Below are 18,572 nucleotides of genomic sequence, written 5' to 3'. Positions count from 1 at the left end.
CATGACACATGGGCCCCCCGAGGCGCGCGGGGGGCCTGTGGCGTCCCTCTCGTCAACCATCCACGCGCGCCACGCATCTAAACGCTAGTGACTATGCGCTTGGTGCCCGGCGACCCGGAACGGCTTGGCGGCTTCTGGCTGGCGGGCCGCCTCGGCGCGGGCGGGCGCGGGGTCGTCTACGACGCCTACGACGACGACGGCCGCCGCCATGTCGTCACCGTGCCGCGCGGCGAGGCCCCCGGCCGGCGCTACGAGCGTGTCTCGTGCCCCCGGCTGGCCGAGGTGGTCGCGGTCGGCGTCGACGGCCGGGTCCCCTACGTGGTCGCCGAATACGTCGACGGCCCCGACCTGCGGCGCGCGGTCGAGCTGCACGGCCCGTACGCGGGCGAGGAGCTGCTCGCGCTGGCCGACGCCCTCGGCGAGGCGCTGGAGGCGCTGCACGCGGCGGGCCTGACGCACCGCGGGCTCAACCCGGAGAGCGTGCTGCTGGCGGCCGACGGCCCCAAGGTCATCGAGCTGGGGCTGCCCGCCGCCGGCACTGTGGACGGCACCTTCACCTACCTCGCGCCCGAGACGCTGACCTGCGGGGAGGCGGGGGCGGCGGCCGACGTGTTCGCGTGGGGCGCGGTGGTGCTCTTCGCGGCCACCGGGCACGACCCGTTCGCCGGAGGAAGCCTCGGCGGGGTGATGCACCGGCTGCTGACCGTCGACCCCGACCTGGACGTCCTGCCCGACGGGCTGCGCGAGCTGGTCGGGAGCGCGCTGGCCAAGGACCCGGCCGAGCGGCCCGAGGCGTCCCGGCTGCGGATCGGCGGCTCCGCGGTGCTGCGCCCGCCCGAGGGGCACTCCGGGCCGCGTTCGCTCGGGGAGCGCGCGGAGGAGGCGTACCAGTCGCTCACCCCCGCCCAGCAGGAGCAGGTGCCCAGCCTGCTGCTGCGGCTGCTCGACGGCGAGAGCCCGCACGACGAGGGGGACGTGCTGGGCCCGCTCATGGCCGCCGGGCTGGTGGTGCGGCGCAGCGTGCGCGTGCCGCCCGCGGAGACCCCCGTCGGGAAGCTGGTGGCGGTCGGCGACGGGCGGGTGGCCCCGGCCAGCGCCGCGCTCTACCGGGCCTGGCCCCGCCTGCGCGGCTGGGTGGCCGACGAGCGCGAGAGCCTGCTCGTGCTGCGGAGCATCCGCGAGGCCGCCGGTCGCTGGTCGGCGCACCGGCGCGGGCGCGGCCACCTGCTGCGGGGCGAGGAGCTCGACACCGCGCTCGGCTGGGCCGCCGTCAAACGCCGCCACCTGCGGCTGAGCCAGCTCGAACGGGACTTCATCGCGGGCAGCGTCGCCCTGTCCAAGCAGCGCAGGCGGCTGCTGGTGCCGGGGCTCGGCGCGGCCGGCGCGGTGCTGGCCGTCGCGGTGTCGATGGCGGTGGTGTCCGTGCTCGGGCAGCACGAGCTGCGCGGACAACTCGTGGAGGCGAACGCGCGGGCGGTGGCGGCACGGGCGGAGTCGCTCCGGTCGTCGGACCCGCGCACCGCGATGCGGCTGAGCGTGGCCGCCTGGCGGCTGTCGCCGGTGTTCGAGGCGCGGGCCGCGTTGCAGGCCTCGCTCGTCCAGCCGGAGCTGGGCGTCTTCACCGATCCCGCGCCCGACTCGCGGGCCCGCTACCTGCTGCGCGGGGACGAACTCATCAAGTGGGACACCGGCGGCGTGGCCGTGTGGGACGTCGTCGCCGGGCGGCAGACCGCCTTCCACGCGCTGCCGCCGGGCAACCCGGCGCTGAGCGACGACGGGCGCTTCGCCGAGGGCGTGGACGGGCGGCCGTTCGAGCTCGCCACCGGCCGGACGCCGGCCGACACCGCCGCGTACGTGATCAGCCGAGGCGACCGCACCCGCGTGTACCGGGGCGGGCGGGTGCTGCTGGAGGTCACCGGCCGCGAGGTGGCGCTGTCCCCGGACGGGACTCGGGCGGCGCTCTCGCTCCCCGACGGGCGGGTGGAGCTGTGGGAGCTGGCGGGACACAGGCGTACGGCCACCGTCAGGGTCCGGCCGCCCCGGACGCCGGGGCCGGCGGCGCCGCCGATGGCGTTCAGCCCGGACGGGCGGCTGCTGGCGGTCGCGGGACGCGCCGGCGTCACCCTCGTGGACACCCTCGGCTCCGTCACCGGCCCCCTCCCCCCGCACCCCGCCCCCGACGTCACCGCCCCCCTGCCCCCGGCCCCCGGCACCATCGGCCCCCTGACCAGGGACGCGACCCCCACCGACCCGCCGACCAAGGACGCGACCCCAAGCGGCCCACCGACCAAGCACGCGCCCCCTACCGGCCCGCTACCAGCGGACGCGACCCCGCACGCCGCCGCGACCCCGGTCGCCGCCCCCACCCTCATCTCCGCCTCCACGCTCACGGAGGACCTCAGGACCGGGGGCGGGCGCGCGGGGAGGCCGGCGGGTCCGGTGGGTGCGGATCGCCCGTCCGGCGCGCCCGTCTTCAGCCCCGACGGCCGCCTGCTCGCCCTCCCCGGCGCCGGCGAGGTACGGGTCTGGAACGTCGCGGAGCGCCGCCTGTCCGGCTCGTACCCCCTCCGCGACCCCCAGCCCGGCCTCGCCTTCTCCGCCGACGGCCACTGCCTGCGCTACCTGAGCGGCACCGGCTCCGTCGTCTCGCTGGACGTGTCCGGCCTGCCGGTCCCGTCAGGGGCGCGCGAGGCGGCGGCGTTCTCCGGCAACGGCAAGGTGGCCGCCAAGGCGGTCGGCGACGCGATCGAGGTCACCGACACCGAGGACCGTACGAAGGTGGGCAGGATCGCCGCCGACGGCGACCTGGCGTTCGACGCGAGCGGCAGGCTGCTGGCCGTCGCCGGCGACCCGGTGACCGTCTGGCAGGTGCCGGGCGGCGAGCTGGTCAGCTCCGTCGACGCGGGCGGCGACGTCCTGGCCGTGGCCCTCTCCCCCAAGGGCGACCTGCTGGCCACCGCGCGCGGCCGCACCCTGGAGACGTGGGAGGTGCGGACGGGCCGCCGCGTCAGGGTCTACGAGGGCGCGGGCGACCTGGCGCTCGCGTTCAGCCCGGACGGCGCGACGCTGGCCGCCGGCTCCACGCTCCTCGACCTGCGCAGCGGCCGGGTCACCCTGCTGGACCTGCGGACCGGCGGGTCCACGTCGGACGCGCCGGTGCCGACCGCGCTCGCCTACTCCCCCGACGGCCGCACGCTGGCGTTCGGCCTGGACGGCGGCCGGGTGCTGCTCTGGGAGACCCGCGAGCGCGAGCGCATCGGCACGATCGAGACGGGCACCTCCGCCGTCGGCGCGCTGCGCTTCTCCCCCAAGGGCGACCTGCTCGCCGTGGAGGCGGCCCGTACGACGCTCTGGGACGTCCGCACGCTGCGCGAGGTCGGGCAGGTCGCCTTGTGGACGTCCGGGCTCGCCTTCAGCCCCGACGGCAAGCGGCTGCGCGGCGTGGCGCTGGACGGCACCGTACGCGAGAGCCCCGTGGACCCGGCGCTGGCCGCGCGGGAGGTGTGCGACCGGGCGGGCGGGTCGCTGAGCCGGGCGGAGTGGTCGCGGCTGATCCCGGAGAGCGGCTACCGGGACGTGTGCTGACCCGCGCCGGGGTCAGTCGTTCGGATAGAGCTTCAGCACCTTGCCCTTGAAGTCGGCGACCAGATAGCCGGTGCGGTTGTACTCGTCGCTGACGTACACGCGCAGGACCTGGCGGGGGTTGGTGAAGACGAAGTTGGGGTCCACGATCAGGTAGCGGGACGTGGGCTTGGCCACGCCGAGGTCCTTGCCGGCCCTCCTCAGCAGGGCCGGGAGGGCGTTCCAGTCGTATTTGTCCAGGTCCACGGTGGGGCCGTCGATCTCCCTGCCGAAGCCGGCTGACAGGGTGACCTTGCCGGCGCGGTAGTCGTAGCGCTCGGAGACCTCCGGGTCCTCCTTGTTCGGGGCCTCGATGACGGCGTACGTCGGGTAGACCGTCAGGTCGACGACCTTGCTGCCGCCGATCGCCGGCTTCAGCTTGGCGATCATGGCCCGCATGCCGTCGGGGGTGTGCAGGTTCTCCTGCACGGGCTCGGCCTCGCCGGTCGAGGTCTGCTCGGGGGTGGTCTCCTCGGTGTCCTCGCTCGCCTGCGAGGAGAGGGCCTGCGGGGAGTGGGCCTGCGTGGTCGGGCGGCCGTCCGTGGGGCGCCCGGCGTTGCCGGCGGCGCCGTCGAGAGGGAGGAACCGCCAGGCTAGGACGCCCATCACCGCCACGACCGCCATCGTGGCCGCGCCGATCGCGTTGCGGGCGGCGCGGCCGGAACGCCGGGAGCGCACGGTGTCCTTCTCCGGCACGGGCCTCGCGCCGTACGGCGGCGGCGTGGCGGCGTACCCGTACGGTAAGCCGCCCTGCCCGGGACCGGTGGCGACCTGGGGCGGGCCCATCGGCCCCGGCCGGGGAGGAACGGCAGGACCGGGCGCCCCTGCGGCCGTGGCCAGCATGCGGTCCAGTACGTCCGGGTGCGCGCGGGCGCGCGGGTCGCTCTGGAGCAGGGCCTGGAGCACCGGGGTCAGCGCCCCGGCCCGCTCCGCCGGCGGCACCGGCTGGTTGAGCACGGCGGCCAGCGTCGCCAGCGGGGTGGCCCGGCGCATCGGGTGCCGTCCTTCGACGGCGACGTACAGGAGCATGCCGAGCGACCACAGGTCGGAGGCCGGATCCCCTTCGTGGCCGTTGATGCGCTCGGGCGCCATGAACTCGGGCGAGCCGATGAACGACCCGGTCGCCGTCAGGCTCGTGGACTCGCGTACCGCCGCGATGCCGAAGTCGGTGAGCACCGACGTGCCGTCCTCGCGCAGCAGCACGTTGGCGGGCTTGACGTCGCGGTGCTGGATGCCGACGGCGTGCGCGGCCCGCAGCGCGGACAGCACCTCCCGCCCGAGCCGGGCCGCCTCGGCGGGCGTCATGGGGCCGCGCTGGAGGCGGTCCTGCAGGGAGCCGCCGGTGACCAGCTCCATCACCAGCCACGGATAGGCGTGCTCGCCGGGATCGACGATGTGGTGGATGGTGACCACGTGCGGGTGGTTGAGCCGGGCCAGCGCGCGGGCCTCGCGCAGGACGCGGGCGCGCAGCTCGGCCGCCGCCGCGGGGTCGCGCGCGTCGTCGTAGGCGGGGTCGGGCGGGCGGACCTCCTTGAGCGCGACCTCGCGGTGCAGGGCCACGTCGCGGGCGCGCCACACCAGGCCCATGCCCCCGCCGCCGAGCCGCTCCAGCAGCTCGAAACGGCCGTCGATCACCCGATTCTGCATGAGGAGCAGCGTAGGGCCGCCACGCTCCTCCCGTCATCACGCCTCCCGCCATCACGGCGCCGCGGGACGCGGGAAGAATTCACCTAGAGGAAAGGAGCCATTGCGGCCTGTGACCGACAGCGATTGCCCATACCTTTGTCCTCATGGATCCCCTCATCAGCCGCCGGGCGCTCAACCGGGCCACGCTGGACCGCCAGCTCCTGCTGAGCCGCACCGACCGCGGCGTGGTCGACGTCGTCGAGCACCTGGCCGGGCTGCAGGCGCAGACCCCCCACACCTGGTACACCGGCCTGTGGAACAGGATCGCCGACTTCGACCCGGCGGCGGCCGGGGATCTCCTGCTCAAGCGCGAGCTGGTCCGCATCGCGCTGCAACGTTCCACCATCCACCTGGTCAGCGCCCGCGACTGCCTGTCGATGCGGCCGCTGCTGCAGCCGGTCACGACGCGCATGACGCGCAGCGTGTTCGGCAAGCGGCTGTCCGGGGTCGATCTGGAGGAGCTGGCCGAGGCCGGGCGGGAGCTGCTCGCGTCGCGGCCGATGACCTTCGCCGAGCTGGGACGCGAGCTCGCCGCACGCTGGCCGGAGGCCGACCCGCACGCGCTCGGCCAGGGGGTGCGCTCGCTGGTGCCGCTGGTGCAGGTGCCGCCGCGCGGCGTGTGGGGCCGCAGCGGGCCGGTCGCCCACACCGGCGCGGAGTCGTGGCTCCGCTTCCGCACCCCGCCGATGGCGGCGGGCGAGCTGGTCGAGCGCTACCTGGCGGCGTTCGGGCCCGCCTCGGTCATGGACATGCAGACCTGGTCGGGGCTGACCCGGCTGTCGGAGGTCGTGGAGACGCTCGACCTCAGACGCTTCGGCGACGGGTCCGGCCGCATCCTGTACGACCTGCCGGACGCCCCCCGCCCGCCCGAGGACGTCCCGGCGCCGGTGCGGCTGATGTACGACTTCGACAACCTGTTCCTGTCGTACGCCGACCGCTCGCGGGTCATCAGCGACCTCGGCGGGGCCGTGCTGACCCGTTTCTCGGGGACGAACGTCATGCCCCGGATGATCCTGGTCGACGGCTTCACCGCCGGCGACTGGACGTACCGCCGCGCCCGGGGCGTCGCGACGCTCAACGTGCACGCCTGGCAGCCGATCAAGGAGCGGGACGAGGTCGAGAAGGAGGCGCTGGCGCTGCTGGCCTTCCTCGCGCCCGGCGACGAGCACGAGGTGGCCTTCTTCAACGCCTCCTCCATGGGCTGACTCAGGCGTTGGAGGCGGCCGACAGCGTGGCCGTCCGCTCCACCTCGGCGATCTGCTCGTCGGTGACGACGAGGCTGCCGAACTGCTTGACCGCCTGGTAGTACGTCCAGGCGAGCCCGTCACAGGTCGTCTTGGAGACCCCGGAATACCCGGCGCACACCTGCCGCAGGTCGTAGTAGAAGGCGTCGTCGATGCGCGACTTGTTCGCCGGGAACTGGCTCACGGACTTGTAGTTGCGATAACCGAAGTCGTGCCGGCGGCAGGGCATGCGGAAGTCGAAGCCGAGCGGCTGGTCGGGGCTGCTTGAGCAGAGGTCGGTGGACCAGTCGAAGGCGTAGTCGGCCCAGGCCGCCTGGTTCTCCCAGGCGGAGCGCCACGCGACGGCGCTCGGCGTCGTGGGCTGGCTGAACCCGGAGAGCGCGGCGAGCTTCTGCTCCAGCGTCACCGCGTGGGCGGGCAGCCCGAACACGGTGGTCAGGGAGATCGCGGCGAAAAAGAGCGTGGCGAGGCAACGTCGGACCATGGGAATCTGCTTCTCCTGCCGGGAAACGTGAGGACTCGATCAGGTTCGCGTGACGTCCCTACGATGAAGGGGAAACCCGGGTAACGCAGAAGCAGAAAGTGCTCAATTTCCCCGCCGTGATTGACGGAACATCGCCCTTTACGGCCACGTCTTTCCGTGGTCAACCAGGTAGGTCAGATTTCGTGCAGGCGGCGGATCACGGCCTGTTTGGCGGAGGCGAATTCCTCGTCCGTCAGCACGCCCGCGCGGTGCAGCTCCCCCAGCTCGGCGAGGCGGCGCAGAACGGCGTCGTGGGCGTCACCGCCGGGAGGGGCGGGCGGCAGCTCGGGCGGCTCTTTCGGCAGCTCGCGCGGCAGGCGGGCCAGCACCGCCGCGGCGACCAGGGCGGTCGCCCCGCCGAAACGCTGGATGCCCCACGACACGCAGCGCAGGTCCTTCTGCGGCGGCTGCGCCGGGCCCTCGCCCTTGATGCGGAAGCGCAGCGTGCCGTAGCCCATGCCGGACTGCGGCTTCCACTCCACGCCCGTCACCGCCGACAGCGGGTATTCCTGCGGCCCCGCCTTCTCCTTCTCCGACGCGGCGAAGCCGGTCCACTCCAGCCGCACCCGCTCGCCGTCGAAGATCACCGTGCCGTCGCCCGCGGTGGCCGAGATGGGCACGTCGGGGCCGGGCAGCAGGTATTCCTCGCAGGGGCCGGCGGGCTGCTGGTAGATCTCCAGCGTGTCGCGCACCTCGTCGGCGAAGTACTCGGCCGCGCCGGCGCGGGCCTTGGGAACCGCCAGCCGGTAGGGGTCCGCGGGCGGGCCGAGCGTGCCCGCCACCGCGTCGGAGAGCGGATCGGCCCCCTTGCGCAGCCGCAGCCGCAGGTGACCGCCCTTGCGTGCGGGCTCGAACGTCACCCCGGCGATCGCCTCGCGCGGCACGGTGACCGCGCCCAGGGTGCGGCGCAGCTCGTGCACCTCTTTCCCGCTGCCGGGCACCACGCGCAGGAGGTCACCGTCGAAAGTCCATGACCCGTCGGGGATCGCGATCTCGGCCATGTCCACAGCCTAGGTCAACGGCCGGGGGGACGATCACGGTTGAAGGAACTGGCCGCTCACGCCGGTACGCGCGTCTCCCGGGCGACCCTGGCCAGCCAGCCGGCGGCCTCGCCGGCGGGCAGGATCCGGCGCAGGCGCACGTCCGGCCGCATCAGCGGGTAGATCCGGCCGGCGCGCCACGACCGCTCGTACGCGGGCCGGTCCAGGACGAGCACGCGCACCCCGGCCAGACGGGGGATGTCGGCCGGACGGCCCTCGTTCCAGATCCGCCCGCCACGGCCGTCGAGCAGCGCGAACGAGCCCCGCACCGGCGGCGCGGCCGGATCCGCAGGACCGTCGGTCGCGGCCCGCACCCACGCCGGGTCCGGCCGCACCCCCTCCAGCAGGCCCTCGGCGTCCGGGCCGCCCAGCACGTCGGCGAGCAGCGTGTGAAGCTGGCCGTTGTCGCCGATCCCGCCGATCACGACCTCGTAGCCGCGCCCGGTGGGCCGGTGCAGCACGATCAGCCGCTCGTCGTCGAGCACGCGCAGCAGCCCGGCCAGGAACTCCAGGTCGGGGCGCTCGTCCAGCACCGTCCCGAGGGCGGCGATCAGCCGCTCGCGGCCCGGCAACGCGTGCCGCAGCCGGGGCGAGAGCTGCAGGATCGACAGCACCGGCAGGCTCCGCAGGTGCGCCATCGACCAGGCGTCGGCCAGCTCCACCGCGGCCTCGCGGGTGAGCGGCGCGGCGGCCAGCCGGTCGGCCGCGGCCTCGGTCCACGCGTGGTCGTCGGCCACCGGCTCGGGCGGCGCCTCGCCGGTCGCCGTACGCCAGTGGGCGGCGAACGTGCCGGCCAGCTCAAGGCAGTCGGCCAGCTCGGCGACCAGCGGCGCGGCCACCGGCTCAGGATCGCCGCCCAGCTCGGCCAGCGCGCCGCAGAGCACACCCAGACGAGCGCCGATGCGTACGGGGACCCGCTCGAAGAGGTCCCCGAGCCGCGCGAGAACGGCCGACAACGCCGGCTCGTCGGCGGATCGGGCGGCGGCGTACAGCCGGGGCAGGATGTCGAGGAGACGAAGAGGGTTCCGGTCGGCCGCGGCGCGGTGAAGTTCGTCGGAGAGTTGATCGAGCATTGCGGAAGGCTATGACATCAAGGGTGACGTACGTCGCTCTTTCGGGGTTGAGCCGGTTACGAGCAGCGGACGATCCGGTGGCCGCCGAAACGAGCGAAGGCGCCCTCCCCGGAGGGAGAACGCCTTCGAACGATGAGTGCGCCGCCAGGGACTCGAACCCCGGACCCGCTGATTAAGAGTCAGCTGCTCTGACCAACTGAGCTAGCGGCGCAACACGAGTAACTGTATCAGCCGCCGAGCGGTGCCCGCACATCAGCCGAGGCGGTCCGCCAGCCTCCCGTACGCGCCGAGCATCAGCTCCCAGAACCGCGGCACGTCCAGCGCGGTCGCCACCAGGGCGTTCGCCCTGCGGCCTGTCACGGCGAAGTCGGTCACGGTCATGCCGCGGGTGTGGAGGCCGGCCGTCTCGACGTCCACGACCGCGGGGACGCAGGTGAACAGCGAGGGGTCCAGCACGTACGCGACCGCGCACGCGTCGTGGATGGCGGGCCCGCTGTCGTCCGTGACCTCCTTGTACGACTGCGCCCCCGGCACCAGCAGCTCCGCCAGCCGGCCGAGCGGGCGCATCCGGTCCAGCACGGCGGTGTTGACCACGGCCGTCAGGGTCACGTCCAGGCCCAGCATCGTGACGGTCCACCCGGCCTCGAACACGATCGCGGCCGCCTCGGGGTCGGCGAGCATGTTGAACTCGGCGGCCGGGGTGTGGTTGCCGCGCGTGTAGGAGCCGCCCATGATGACGATGTCGCGGGCCCATTCGACGACGCGGGGCTCCTTGCGTACGGCGAGGGCGAGGTTCGTCAGCGGGCCCACGCCCACCAGCGTGATCTCGCCGGGGGCGGCGCGCAGCGCGTCCACGATGAAGTCGACCGCGTGGCCCGGCGACGGGCCGCGCAGCGGTGCGGGCAGCACCACGGTCCCGAGCCCGCTCGTCCCGTGGACGGTGGCCCGTACGGTGTGCCGCAGCAGCGCGCCGGCGCTGCCCGGCGTCACCGGCACGTCCCCGAGGTCCAGGAACTCCCGCAGCGCCAGCGCGTTCGCCGTGGTCAGGGAGAGGTCCACGTTGCCGCCCACCGTCGTGACGCCCACCAGGTCGAGGGCGTCGCGGGAGCCGGCGATGAGGGCGAGGGCGAGGGCGTCGTCGATGCCGGGATCGCAGTCGATGAGAACTTTCTTCACATGACGGGAGGATACGCACCCGGGCGCGCTCGGCGCCCGGGTGCGGGCATGGATCGGGCCGGGCAGTTCCCCCAAATCTGCCCGGCCCGATCGGTGGCGGTCCAGGCCGGTGTCTTCCCCCAAAAACACCGGCGGTCCCGCACTTGCGGCTCGCGGTCCCCCTCCGCGTCCGCTTCGGTGAAGGTCGTTCGGCCGGGAACCCAGTGCGGTGCTCCTGACCTGCTATAACGCTACCGAGACGAATGCAACGGTCGCGTCATAACGGGGTCGAATATCTGTTTAATCCGACTCCGGAAGCTCCCGACTAGGGCAGCTCCAGCCGAACCTCCGTGCCGTCCTGGAGCGACGTGCTCACCGTGCAGTACTTGTCGTGCACCCGCCCGGCCACCGCGCGGAACACCTCGTCGGCCGCCTCCGACGGCAGCTCCACGTCGTAGGTGATCGTCACCGGGCCCAGCCTGTTGGACTCGACCTTCTGCGCCTCCACCGTCATCGCCAGCCGCACCAGCCGGTGCCCGCGCTGCGCGGTGAGCGGCTCGACGGTGACGATGTTGCAGCCGCCCACCGCCGCCAGCAGCAACTCCACGGGCGTGAACGCCCCTTCCTCGTCGCCTCCGCCGATGCGTACCTCTGCCCCGCGGGCGTTGGTTGCCCGGAATCCGCCGTCCTCGGTCCGTTCGACCCACACGTTAGCCATGTTTCAGACACTACTCAGAAAGCTTTAATGTTCGTTCAGCACCGTGGAGACATGGCAAGCCAGGCGCACGCTCATCATCACGGTCCCGTCCTGTTCTGGTGCGGTGTCGCGGTCGCCGAACTCGGCGCGATCCAGCCGGGCCCCGGTCTCCTCTGGCGGCCCACGGCGTACGTGGCCGCCGCGCTGCTCGTGGCGATCGGCTTCCTCACCGCCGAGGCCGCGCAACGGCTCGGCAGCCCGCAGGCCCGGCAGCGGCTGCTGCTCGCCAGCTATCTCTCCGGCGCGCTGCTGGTCGCCCAGCAGGCCGGCGCGTTCACGGGTACGGCTGGCCCCGTACAGGCCGGCTCGCTCCTGCTGTACGTCGTGGCCGCGGTGGCCGCGCTCCACGGCCACGCGCCCTCCCGTGCCACCACCAGGGGCACCCTGCTGATCGCCACCGGACTCGACGCCGGCGCGCTGCGGGCCCGGCTCGACGGTGACGCCGGCGGCGACCGCGACGGCGGCGGCGACGCCGACACGATCGCGATCTACCGTACGGACCGGGTCACCGACGAGCTGCGCGACCTCGCGGCCCGGCACCGGCTCGTGCTCGTCGAGGGCGCCGAGCACGACCCGCGGGCCAAGGAACGGATCAGCGCCTCGGGGCTGGCCCGCGAGATCCCCGACCTCGCCGAGCGGGACGTGGTGGTGGCCGGTCCCCGGCCGTTCCAGCGCTATGTCGGGGGCGCGCTGTCCCGCCTGGCCGTGCCCCGGTCACAGATCCGGTTCACCTCCCGGCTGAAGGCGCGGCCCGCCCTCGGCCCCGAGCTTCCGCCGCTCCCGATGGACGAAGAGGCGAGGTGACGCTAGGCGTCGGGGTGTTCGCGCAGATAGCTCAGGTACACCGGGCGCAGCGCCTCGCCCAGCTCGCCTTCACCGGCCGCGATGGCGTCCGCCAGCAGCGCCGACACCTTCGTCAGATCGGCGTCCGTCTCGTGACCGGAGGCGGCCTCCGCCGCCGGGATGACCTTCAGCAGTTCCCACAGGAACCCCAGATCGCCATGACGCACGGCGTACCGCACCGCGCGCTCGTGCAACTCGTGTGCCGGCAGAGATTCGAGCCCGTTCGCGTTCATCTCGCTCCTTCCCCCGCCCGCCCCTTCCCCTCGCGGGGGCGGCGATAACCGATGAGCGACTACCAAGAGCGGCGACCGGGCACATAGCCACCCGTAGCCCCTATCGCGGTGCCGAGCGCAAAGTGGGAGTATCAACCAGCGTGAAGTTCATCATCCGAACCCTCGCGGCGGCAGTGGCCCTCTGGGTGGCCGTCCAGTTCATCCCCGGCATCGACGTCAACGCCCCCGCCAACTCGGCACAATACTGGGGCGTCCTGCTGCTCGTGGCGCTGATCTTCGGCGTCGTCAACGCCATCGTCAAGCCCATCGTGAAGGCGCTCGGCTGCGCGATCATCGTCCTCACCCTCGGGCTGTTCCTGCTCGTGATCAACGCGGGCATGCTGCTGCTGACGAGCTGGATCTCCGGCCAGCTCGACATCCCCTTCCATGTGGAGGACTTCTACCCGTCGGCGTTCTGGGGCGCGATCATCGTCAGCGTCGTGAGCTGGCTGCTCGGGCTGATCCTCCCCGACGGCGACTGATCCTCCGATGCCGATGGCGGTCCTGCTCGACGGCTCCGGGCTGACGTGCGCGCAGGTCCACGACGTCGCCCACGGCGGCGTCCGGGTCGAGCTCGCCTCCCTGGACCGGGCGCGGGCCGCGTGGGTGACCGCCCAGGAGCTGACCGGCCCGGTGTACGGGCGCAGCACCGGGGCGGGCGCCAACAAGGACGTCCCGGTCCGGGAGCCCGGCCTCGGCCTGCTGCGCAGCCACGCCATCGGCGCCGGTCCCCCGATCGAGCCGGCCCGTGCGCGGGCGATGCTCACGGTCCGGCTCAACCAACTGCTCGCGGGCGGCTCGGGGCTCGACCCGGCCGTCCTTCCCGTGCTGGCGGCGGCGGTCAACGACGGCTTCGTCCCGCCGATCAGCACGTACGGGGCCATCGGCACCGGCGACCTCACCGCCCTCGCCACGACGGCCCTGTGCCTGCTCGGCGAGATCCCCTGGCTCCACTCCCCGACCACCCCCGCCGTGACTCCCGAGCCGCCGCGGTTCGCGCTCGCCTCCGAGGACGCGCTGCCGTTCATCAGCTCCGGCGCCGCCACCCTGGCCGACGCCGCCCTCGCCTGCCACCGGCTCCGCGTCCTCCTCGACGGCGCCGTCGACGTGGCCGCCCTGTCGTACACCGCTATCGGGGCCTCCGCCGAGCCGCTGGCCGCCGTCGTGCAGGAGGCCCGCCCGCATCCGGGGCAGGCCGCGGTCGCCGCCCGCCTGCGCGGCCTCCTCGCCCGCGAGCAGGCCGCCCGCATCCAGGACCCGTACGGCTTCCGCGCCTTCGCCCAGGTCCACGGCGCCGCCCTGGACGCGCTCGGCCACGCCCGCGCCGCCGTCGAGACCGATCTGAACGCCGCCGCCGAGAACCCGCTCATCGCCGGCTCCCTGGCCTGGCACAACGGCAACTTCCACGCGGCCCCGATCGCCCTGGCCCTGGACGGCCTGCGTGCCGCGGTCGCCCAGACCGCGCAGCTCAGCACCGCCCGCCTGGCCACCCTCATGGACCCGGACTACACCGGCCGCCACCGCTTCCTCGCCGACCAGCCGGGCGCGTCCGGCGTCCTGATCCTGGAGTACGTCGCCCAGGACGCCCTCGCCGAGCTCCGCCACCTCGCCGGCCCGGTCACGACCGGCACCGCGGTCATCTCACTCGGCGTCGAGGACCATGCGAGCTTCGCCACCCAGGCCGCCAGGTATGCGCTGCGCTGCCTCGAACCCCTGGAGATCGTCCTCGCCTGCGAGCGTACGGCTGCCACCCGCGCCCTCCATCCACCGCCGCCCGACCGCACCCTGACCGCCGACCTCGCCGCCTCCCGCCACGCCCTCAGCGCGGGCGGGTGACCAGGCAGCTCAGGGGCGGGGAGCGGTGGAGGCGCGCGGTCGGAGTGTCGGGGACTGGACGACGCGGCGGCGGCGGGTCGCGCCGTCGGCGGCGGCGGCCGTGAGGCGGACGGCGGCGCGGACGATCCCGTCGATGTCCCAGTCGACCGTCGTGAGCCCCGGCGTCAGCAGCCCCGACATCGGGTGGTCGTCGTAGCCCATGACGGACACGTCGCCGGGGATCGACAGCCCGAGCTCCTGCGCCGCCGCGTAGACGCCGTAGGCGATCGAGTCGGCGAAGCAGAAGACGGCGCTCGGCTTGCGGTCGAGCAGGATGTCGCGGGCGGCCGCGGTGGCGGCGGTCATGCCGTGGGGTGCGGTGGTGACCGTGATGTCGAGCCCCAGGCGTTCGGCCTCGGCGGTGACGTGGACGTCGGCGGGCCGGTCGGGGGTGCTGGGCCGGGTGGGGGTGAGGACGGAGATGCGCCGGTGGCCGAGGTCGCGCAGGTGCTCAAGGGCGAGGGTGACGCCGCGCCGGTTGTCGAAGATGACCTCGCCGGCGGTGCCGGGCAGCGAGTCGCCGATCGCGATCACGGGCAGCGACTCGCACAGCTCGCTCCAGAACCCGGCCGACGGGTCGAGCGGCTGCACGATCATGCCGTCGACGCGCTGGTCGCGGAGCTGCTGGGCGAGGGCACGCTCGCGGGCGGGGTCGCCGACGGCGTCGAGGATCAGGGCGTAGCGGTCCTTCTCCCGCAGCCCTCTGCTGATGCCGACCGCCAGCGACTGCTGCCAGAGGTCTTCGAGCGATCCGCAGAGCAGCCCGATCATCCCGCTGCGCCCGCTGGCCAGGGCCCTGGCGATGGGGTCGGCTTCGTAGCCCAGCTCGGCCGCCGCGGCGCGCACGCGCTCCATGGTCTCCTCCGAGACCTGAAGGCCGCGCAGCGCGTAGGAGACGGCCGCCGGCGACAGGCCGGTGGCCTGGGCCACCTCACGGATCGTCGCTCTCTTGCGAGGCATTAATCCAGCCTATTGCCTGCCACCGACAGAATCCGGTTTCCCCGCTGACACCGCCCCGGCGGCGGCGCGGCGTCAGGGGCCGGCGGGCCGTTGACAGCCAGGGAGGTGAAGCGTTTCACTGAACCGTATCACTGAATCGCTTCACTCTTCCGGTGTCCCTGGACAACAGGTTTGTATGTAATACTAGTAGGAAATGAGGGGAGGGAAGATCGTGAGCGGCGGGATCGACGTCCATCAGCATCTGTGGACGGGTTCGTTCGTGGCGGCGTTGCGGGCGCGCACCGCCCCGCCCCGGCTCGACGGCTGGACGCTGATCCTCGACGGCGAGCCGCCTTACGAGGTGAACCCGGCCGACCACGAACGCCGCGACACCACCGGCCTGGACCTGGCGCTGGTGTCGCTGTCGAGCCCGCTCGGCATCGAGTTCCTGCCGCCGGAGGAGTCCTGGCCGCTGCTCGACGCCCACCACGAGGGGGCGCTCGGGCTCGGTGAGCCGTTCGGCGTCTGGGCGGCCACCTGCCACAGCGAGCCCGATCCCGACCGGCTGGCGGCCGACCTCGACCGCGGCTGCGCCGGGCTGCAGATCCCGGCGACGGCCGTGCCCGACGACCGGCTGCTGGACGTGCTGACCGACCGCGACCTGCCGCTGTTCGTGCACCCCGGCCCGGCGCGCGTCCCCGAGGGAGCGCCGCCGTGGTGGCCCGCGGTGGTGCCGTACGTGCAGCAGATGCACCAGGCGTGGCACCACTTCCAGGCCGTCGTCCGGCCCCGGCACCCGAGGCTGCGCGTGTGCTTCGCGCTGCTCGCCGGCCTCGCGCCGCTGCACTCGGAGCGGCTGCTGGCCAGGGGCGGGACCGGCCGCGGCCTGGTCGATCCCGGCGCCTTCGTCGAGACCTCCTCCTACGGCCCCCGCGCGATCGACGCGATCGTCAGGGAGCTCGGGATCGACGTCGTCGTCAACGGCTCCGACGCCCCCTACGCCACCGCCCCCGACCCGGGTCTCGGCGCCGCCGCCGCCCACGCCATCCGCGTCACCAATCCCCGCCGCCTGCTGGGCATCCGTCCCGGGGCGACCGTTCCACCGTCCAGAGAGGAGACACGTACGTGAGCACCGACCAGATCCAGCAGGACGGGGGGACCTGCCACGCCCTCCCCGAGCGCACGCTCGACCGGCGCGAGCTGCGCGACCTGGTGGACCGGCTGGCCGCCAGCCCGCAGGAGTGGGAGCAGCTGGTGGACTTCCCCGAGGACGGCGGGCGGCACTACGCCTCGCTGCACCGCGACGCGTACGTGGACGTATGGGTCCTGTGCTGGCGCCCCGAGGACGACACCGGCTGGCACGACCACGACATCTCCTCGGGCGCGGTGCACGTGGTGCAGGGTGCGCTGCGCGAGTGCAATCCGCGCATCGGCGGCGAGCACCTGGAGACGGTGGTCACGGAGGGGCAGTCGTTCTCGTTCGGGCCTGACCACATCCACCGGCTGACCGGGGCGGTGGAGCGCAGCGTCTCCATCCACGCCTACTCGCCGCCGCTCTGGCGGCTCGGGCAGTACTCGATCGACGGCACCGGCGTGATGCGGCGCGTGTCCGTGAGCTACGCCGACGAGCTGCGGCCCCTGGACGACGTCGAGGCGGCCGTCGGAGTGGCCTGATCAGCGCGGGCGCAGCACGCAGCAGCTCGCGCAGGGCTCCACGTCGGGGAGCGTGATCCACAGGCAGCAGGTCCTGCGGAAGTAGGTGTCGCCCGCCGGCTCGATCAGGCCGTCCACCGGCGGGCCGATCCGCCTGAGCAGCTCCATGTAGTCGCCGGGCACGACGGAGGTCAGCGGCTGCGCGAACGCCTCGGCCGTCGAGCCCCACAGCGTGCGCTCGCCCACCCTGGCCCGGCGGCTGATGACGGTGACCAGCGGCTGCTGGGTCTCGGCCAGCGCCTCGCCGATGGCGTCCGTGCCGCCGGTCCAGGTGACGCGGGTGGCCGCGATCGTCACGCCGGCCTCGGAGACCTTGAACCACGTCTCCGCCGGTCGCATGATCGGCACCCGTCCGTCCAGCGCCCAGCCGAGCGCCATGGGCAGCGTGTGCCAGTAGCCGAACGTCTTCCAGAACAGTGCCGCGCCGACGTGTTGCGGCGCGTTCCAGCGCCGGGCCGTCTCGTCGATCAGCTCGTCCAGCAGCGTGCAGGGCTCTCGCAGCAGCTCCGTGACCGGCGTCCAGGTCTCGTCCGGCTCGATGACCAGACCGGGCTCGACCCCGAGCACACCGCCGCGTGCGTCGGCCATGCGCTGGAGCACGTCCGTCAGCACCCCGGACCCCCTTCCGGCCTCTTCACGGCCGGCCCTCTTCAAGTCGGCCAGGGCCTAACGTAGCAGGGCGGCCGGCGAACCAGCCGACCACGATCTGCGCCGCCAGCACCCCCAGCGCCACCGTCAGCGGCACGCTCCAGCCGCCGGACAGCTCCCGCAGGTAGCCGAAGAGCAGCGGGCCGAGGGCCGCGATCACGTACCCGGCCGACTGAGCCACGGCCGACAGCGCCGTCACCGCGGCCGGGTCCGCCGGGCGCAGCGCGATGATGAGCAGCGCGAGCGCGAACGACGCGCCCTGCCCGAGCCCGAGGACGATCATCCATAGCCACGGCAGGGTCGTCGGGGCCAGCAGCACGCCGAGGTAGCCGAGCACGGTCAGCACGCCCGCGCCCACCACGTACGGCACCTGCGAGGCCCGCCGCCCGGCCAGCACCGGGACCGCGAGCGAGGCGGCGACCTGCACCAGGTTCGTCAGGCTGAGCAGGTAGCCGGCCTGCTCCGCGGGCACGCCCCGCTCCATGAAGATCGTCGGCAGCCAGGCCAGGACGACGTAGAAGGTGAGGGACTGCAGGCCCATGAGCGCGGTGACGTACCAGGTGACGCGGCTGCGCAGCACCGTGCGGAAGGGGCGCGGGCCGCTCGGCTGAGCGGGTTGCGCGCGGAGCGCCTGCGGCAGCCAGAGCAGCGCCGCCAGCAGGGCGGGAACGGCCAGCAGCGCCGTCACCCCGCGCCAGCTGAACCCGGTGAGCCGCTCGACCGGGATCACCGCCGCCGAGGCGACGGCCGCGCCGGCCACCACGGCGGAGACGTAGACGCCGGTCATCACGCTGATCCGGGTCGGGAAGTGCTGCTTGACGACGCCGGGCATGGAGACGTTCATGACGGCGATCGCGGTGGCGGCCAGCGCCGAGCCGAGATAGAGCACCGGCGCGCCGTCGAGACCGCGCAGCGCCACGCCGCAGGCGATCACGAGCAGGCCGGCCAGCAGCGTGCGGTCGAGCCCGATCCGCCGCGCCAGCAGGGGCGCGACCGGGCCGAACATGCCCAGGCAGACCACCATCACGGTGGTGATCGCGCCGCCGCCCGCGGGCGAGAGGCCCACGTCGCCCATGATCTCGTCGAGGAGGGGGGAGACGCCCGCGATGGCCGGGCGCAGGTTGAGCGCGGCCAGCACGAACCCGGCCACGAGCACCGCAGATCGCAACGACATAAGCGTCCA

General features: G+C 73.7%; 17 protein-coding genes and 1 tRNA gene. 7 read left to right on the top strand and 11 right to left on the bottom strand.

Annotated elements, in window-relative coordinates; all coding sequences use genetic code 11:
- The first annotated feature begins 93 nt into the window (after positions 1 to 93).
- Positions 94 to 3,585 carry a protein kinase domain-containing protein gene (locus tag SMD20_RS38500; protein WP_329590706.1) on the top strand — a complete coding sequence of 1,164 codons (3,492 nt, stop codon included), beginning with the start codon at positions 94 to 96 and terminating at the stop codon, positions 3,583 to 3,585.
- Between the two features lie 12 nt (positions 3,586 to 3,597).
- On the opposite strand, the gene SMD20_RS38495 is transcribed toward SMD20_RS38500, so the two are convergent.
- Positions 3,598 to 5,268 (bottom strand): serine/threonine-protein kinase, encoded by a 1,671-nt coding sequence (locus SMD20_RS38495; protein ID WP_329590704.1) that lies wholly within the window; start codon positions 5,266 to 5,268, stop codon positions 3,598 to 3,600.
- Positions 5,269 to 5,411: 143 nt separating this feature from the next.
- Here SMD20_RS38495 and SMD20_RS38490 point away from each other — a divergent pair, with 143 nt between their 5' ends.
- Positions 5,412 to 6,512, top strand: coding sequence for a winged helix DNA-binding domain-containing protein (locus SMD20_RS38490; RefSeq protein ID WP_329590702.1), 1,101 nt, complete (start codon positions 5,412 to 5,414; stop codon positions 6,510 to 6,512).
- A 1-nt stretch (position 6,513) separates the two neighbouring features.
- On the opposite strand, the gene SMD20_RS38485 is transcribed toward SMD20_RS38490, so the two are convergent.
- The 6 genes from SMD20_RS38485 to SMD20_RS38460 form a co-directional block, all read right to left on the bottom strand.
- Entirely contained in the window at positions 6,514 to 7,035 is a 522-nt protein-coding gene (locus SMD20_RS38485; protein ID WP_329590700.1) for a phospholipase, read from the bottom strand.
- 173 nt (positions 7,036 to 7,208) lie between these two features.
- Positions 7,209 to 8,075: a DUF4429 domain-containing protein gene (locus SMD20_RS38480; protein WP_329590698.1), complete on the bottom strand. Its 867-nt coding sequence runs from the start codon at positions 8,073 to 8,075 to the stop codon at positions 7,209 to 7,211.
- Positions 8,076 to 8,131: 56 nt separating this feature from the next.
- Positions 8,132 to 9,187: a hypothetical protein gene (locus SMD20_RS38475; RefSeq protein ID WP_329590696.1), complete on the bottom strand. Its 1,056-nt coding sequence runs from the start codon at positions 9,185 to 9,187 to the stop codon at positions 8,132 to 8,134.
- Between the two features lie 137 nt (positions 9,188 to 9,324).
- Positions 9,325 to 9,398, bottom strand: a tRNA-Lys gene (locus SMD20_RS38470).
- 41 nt (positions 9,399 to 9,439) lie between these two features.
- Positions 9,440 to 10,363, bottom strand: a complete 924-nt coding sequence (locus SMD20_RS38465; protein WP_329590694.1) for a nucleoside hydrolase — start codon at positions 10,361 to 10,363, stop codon at positions 9,440 to 9,442.
- A gap of 304 nt (positions 10,364 to 10,667) precedes the next feature.
- On the bottom strand, positions 10,668 to 11,060 hold the full coding sequence (locus tag SMD20_RS38460; protein WP_329590692.1) for an OsmC family protein: 393 nt from the start codon (positions 11,058 to 11,060) through the stop codon (positions 10,668 to 10,670).
- Between the two features lie 51 nt (positions 11,061 to 11,111).
- On the opposite strand from SMD20_RS38460, the gene SMD20_RS38455 reads away from it, so the two are divergent.
- Complete coding sequence (locus SMD20_RS38455; RefSeq protein ID WP_329590690.1) at positions 11,112 to 11,903, top strand: hypothetical protein; 792 nt, start codon at positions 11,112 to 11,114, stop codon at positions 11,901 to 11,903.
- A 2-nt stretch (positions 11,904 to 11,905) separates the two neighbouring features.
- Here SMD20_RS38455 and SMD20_RS38450 read toward each other — a convergent pair whose 3' ends face one another.
- On the bottom strand, positions 11,906 to 12,175 hold the full coding sequence (locus SMD20_RS38450; protein WP_091078274.1) for a hypothetical protein: 270 nt from the start codon (positions 12,173 to 12,175) through the stop codon (positions 11,906 to 11,908).
- A gap of 140 nt (positions 12,176 to 12,315) precedes the next feature.
- Here SMD20_RS38450 and SMD20_RS38445 point away from each other — a divergent pair, with 140 nt between their 5' ends.
- Together SMD20_RS38445 and SMD20_RS38440 are read left to right on the top strand one after the other, a co-directional pair.
- Positions 12,316 to 12,696 (top strand): phage holin family protein, encoded by a 381-nt coding sequence (locus tag SMD20_RS38445; protein ID WP_329590686.1) that lies wholly within the window; start codon positions 12,316 to 12,318, stop codon positions 12,694 to 12,696.
- A gap of 7 nt (positions 12,697 to 12,703) precedes the next feature.
- Positions 12,704 to 14,050: an aromatic amino acid lyase gene (locus tag SMD20_RS38440; protein ID WP_329590684.1), complete on the top strand. Its 1,347-nt coding sequence runs from the start codon at positions 12,704 to 12,706 to the stop codon at positions 14,048 to 14,050.
- 9 nt (positions 14,051 to 14,059) lie between these two features.
- On the opposite strand, the gene SMD20_RS38435 is transcribed toward SMD20_RS38440, so the two are convergent.
- The gene (locus SMD20_RS38435) at positions 14,060 to 15,049 is read right to left on the bottom strand and encodes a LacI family DNA-binding transcriptional regulator (protein WP_329590683.1); all 990 of its coding nucleotides are present in this window, start codon (positions 15,047 to 15,049) and stop codon (positions 14,060 to 14,062) included.
- Between the two features lie 211 nt (positions 15,050 to 15,260).
- On the opposite strand from SMD20_RS38435, the gene SMD20_RS38430 reads away from it, so the two are divergent.
- Complete coding sequence (locus SMD20_RS38430) at positions 15,261 to 16,157, top strand: amidohydrolase family protein (RefSeq protein WP_329590681.1); 897 nt, start codon at positions 15,261 to 15,263, stop codon at positions 16,155 to 16,157.
- A complete protein-coding gene (locus tag SMD20_RS38425; protein WP_329590679.1) occupies positions 16,154 to 16,702 on the top strand; it encodes a cysteine dioxygenase in 549 nt (182 codons plus the stop codon). Before SMD20_RS38430 ends, SMD20_RS38425 begins: the two co-directional genes overlap by 4 nt.
- Here the strand turns inward: SMD20_RS38425 and SMD20_RS38420 are convergent, their stop codons facing one another.
- Positions 16,703 to 17,353 carry a hypothetical protein gene (locus tag SMD20_RS38420; protein ID WP_329590677.1) on the bottom strand — a complete coding sequence of 217 codons (651 nt, stop codon included), beginning with the start codon at positions 17,351 to 17,353 and terminating at the stop codon, positions 16,703 to 16,705.
- Positions 17,354 to 17,375: 22 nt separating this feature from the next.
- Positions 17,376 to 18,563, bottom strand: coding sequence for a CynX/NimT family MFS transporter (locus SMD20_RS38415; RefSeq protein ID WP_329590675.1), 1,188 nt, complete (start codon positions 18,561 to 18,563; stop codon positions 17,376 to 17,378).
- Positions 18,564 to 18,572 lie beyond the last annotated feature (9 nt).

Source organism: Nonomuraea sp. LP-02 (genome assembly GCF_036289125.1).
GTDB classification, from domain to species: Bacteria; Actinomycetota; Actinomycetes; order Streptosporangiales; family Streptosporangiaceae; genus Nonomuraea; species Nonomuraea bangladeshensis.
The sequence above is the reverse complement of the archived record's forward strand: the minus strand, read 5'-3'. Positions and strand labels throughout refer to the sequence as shown.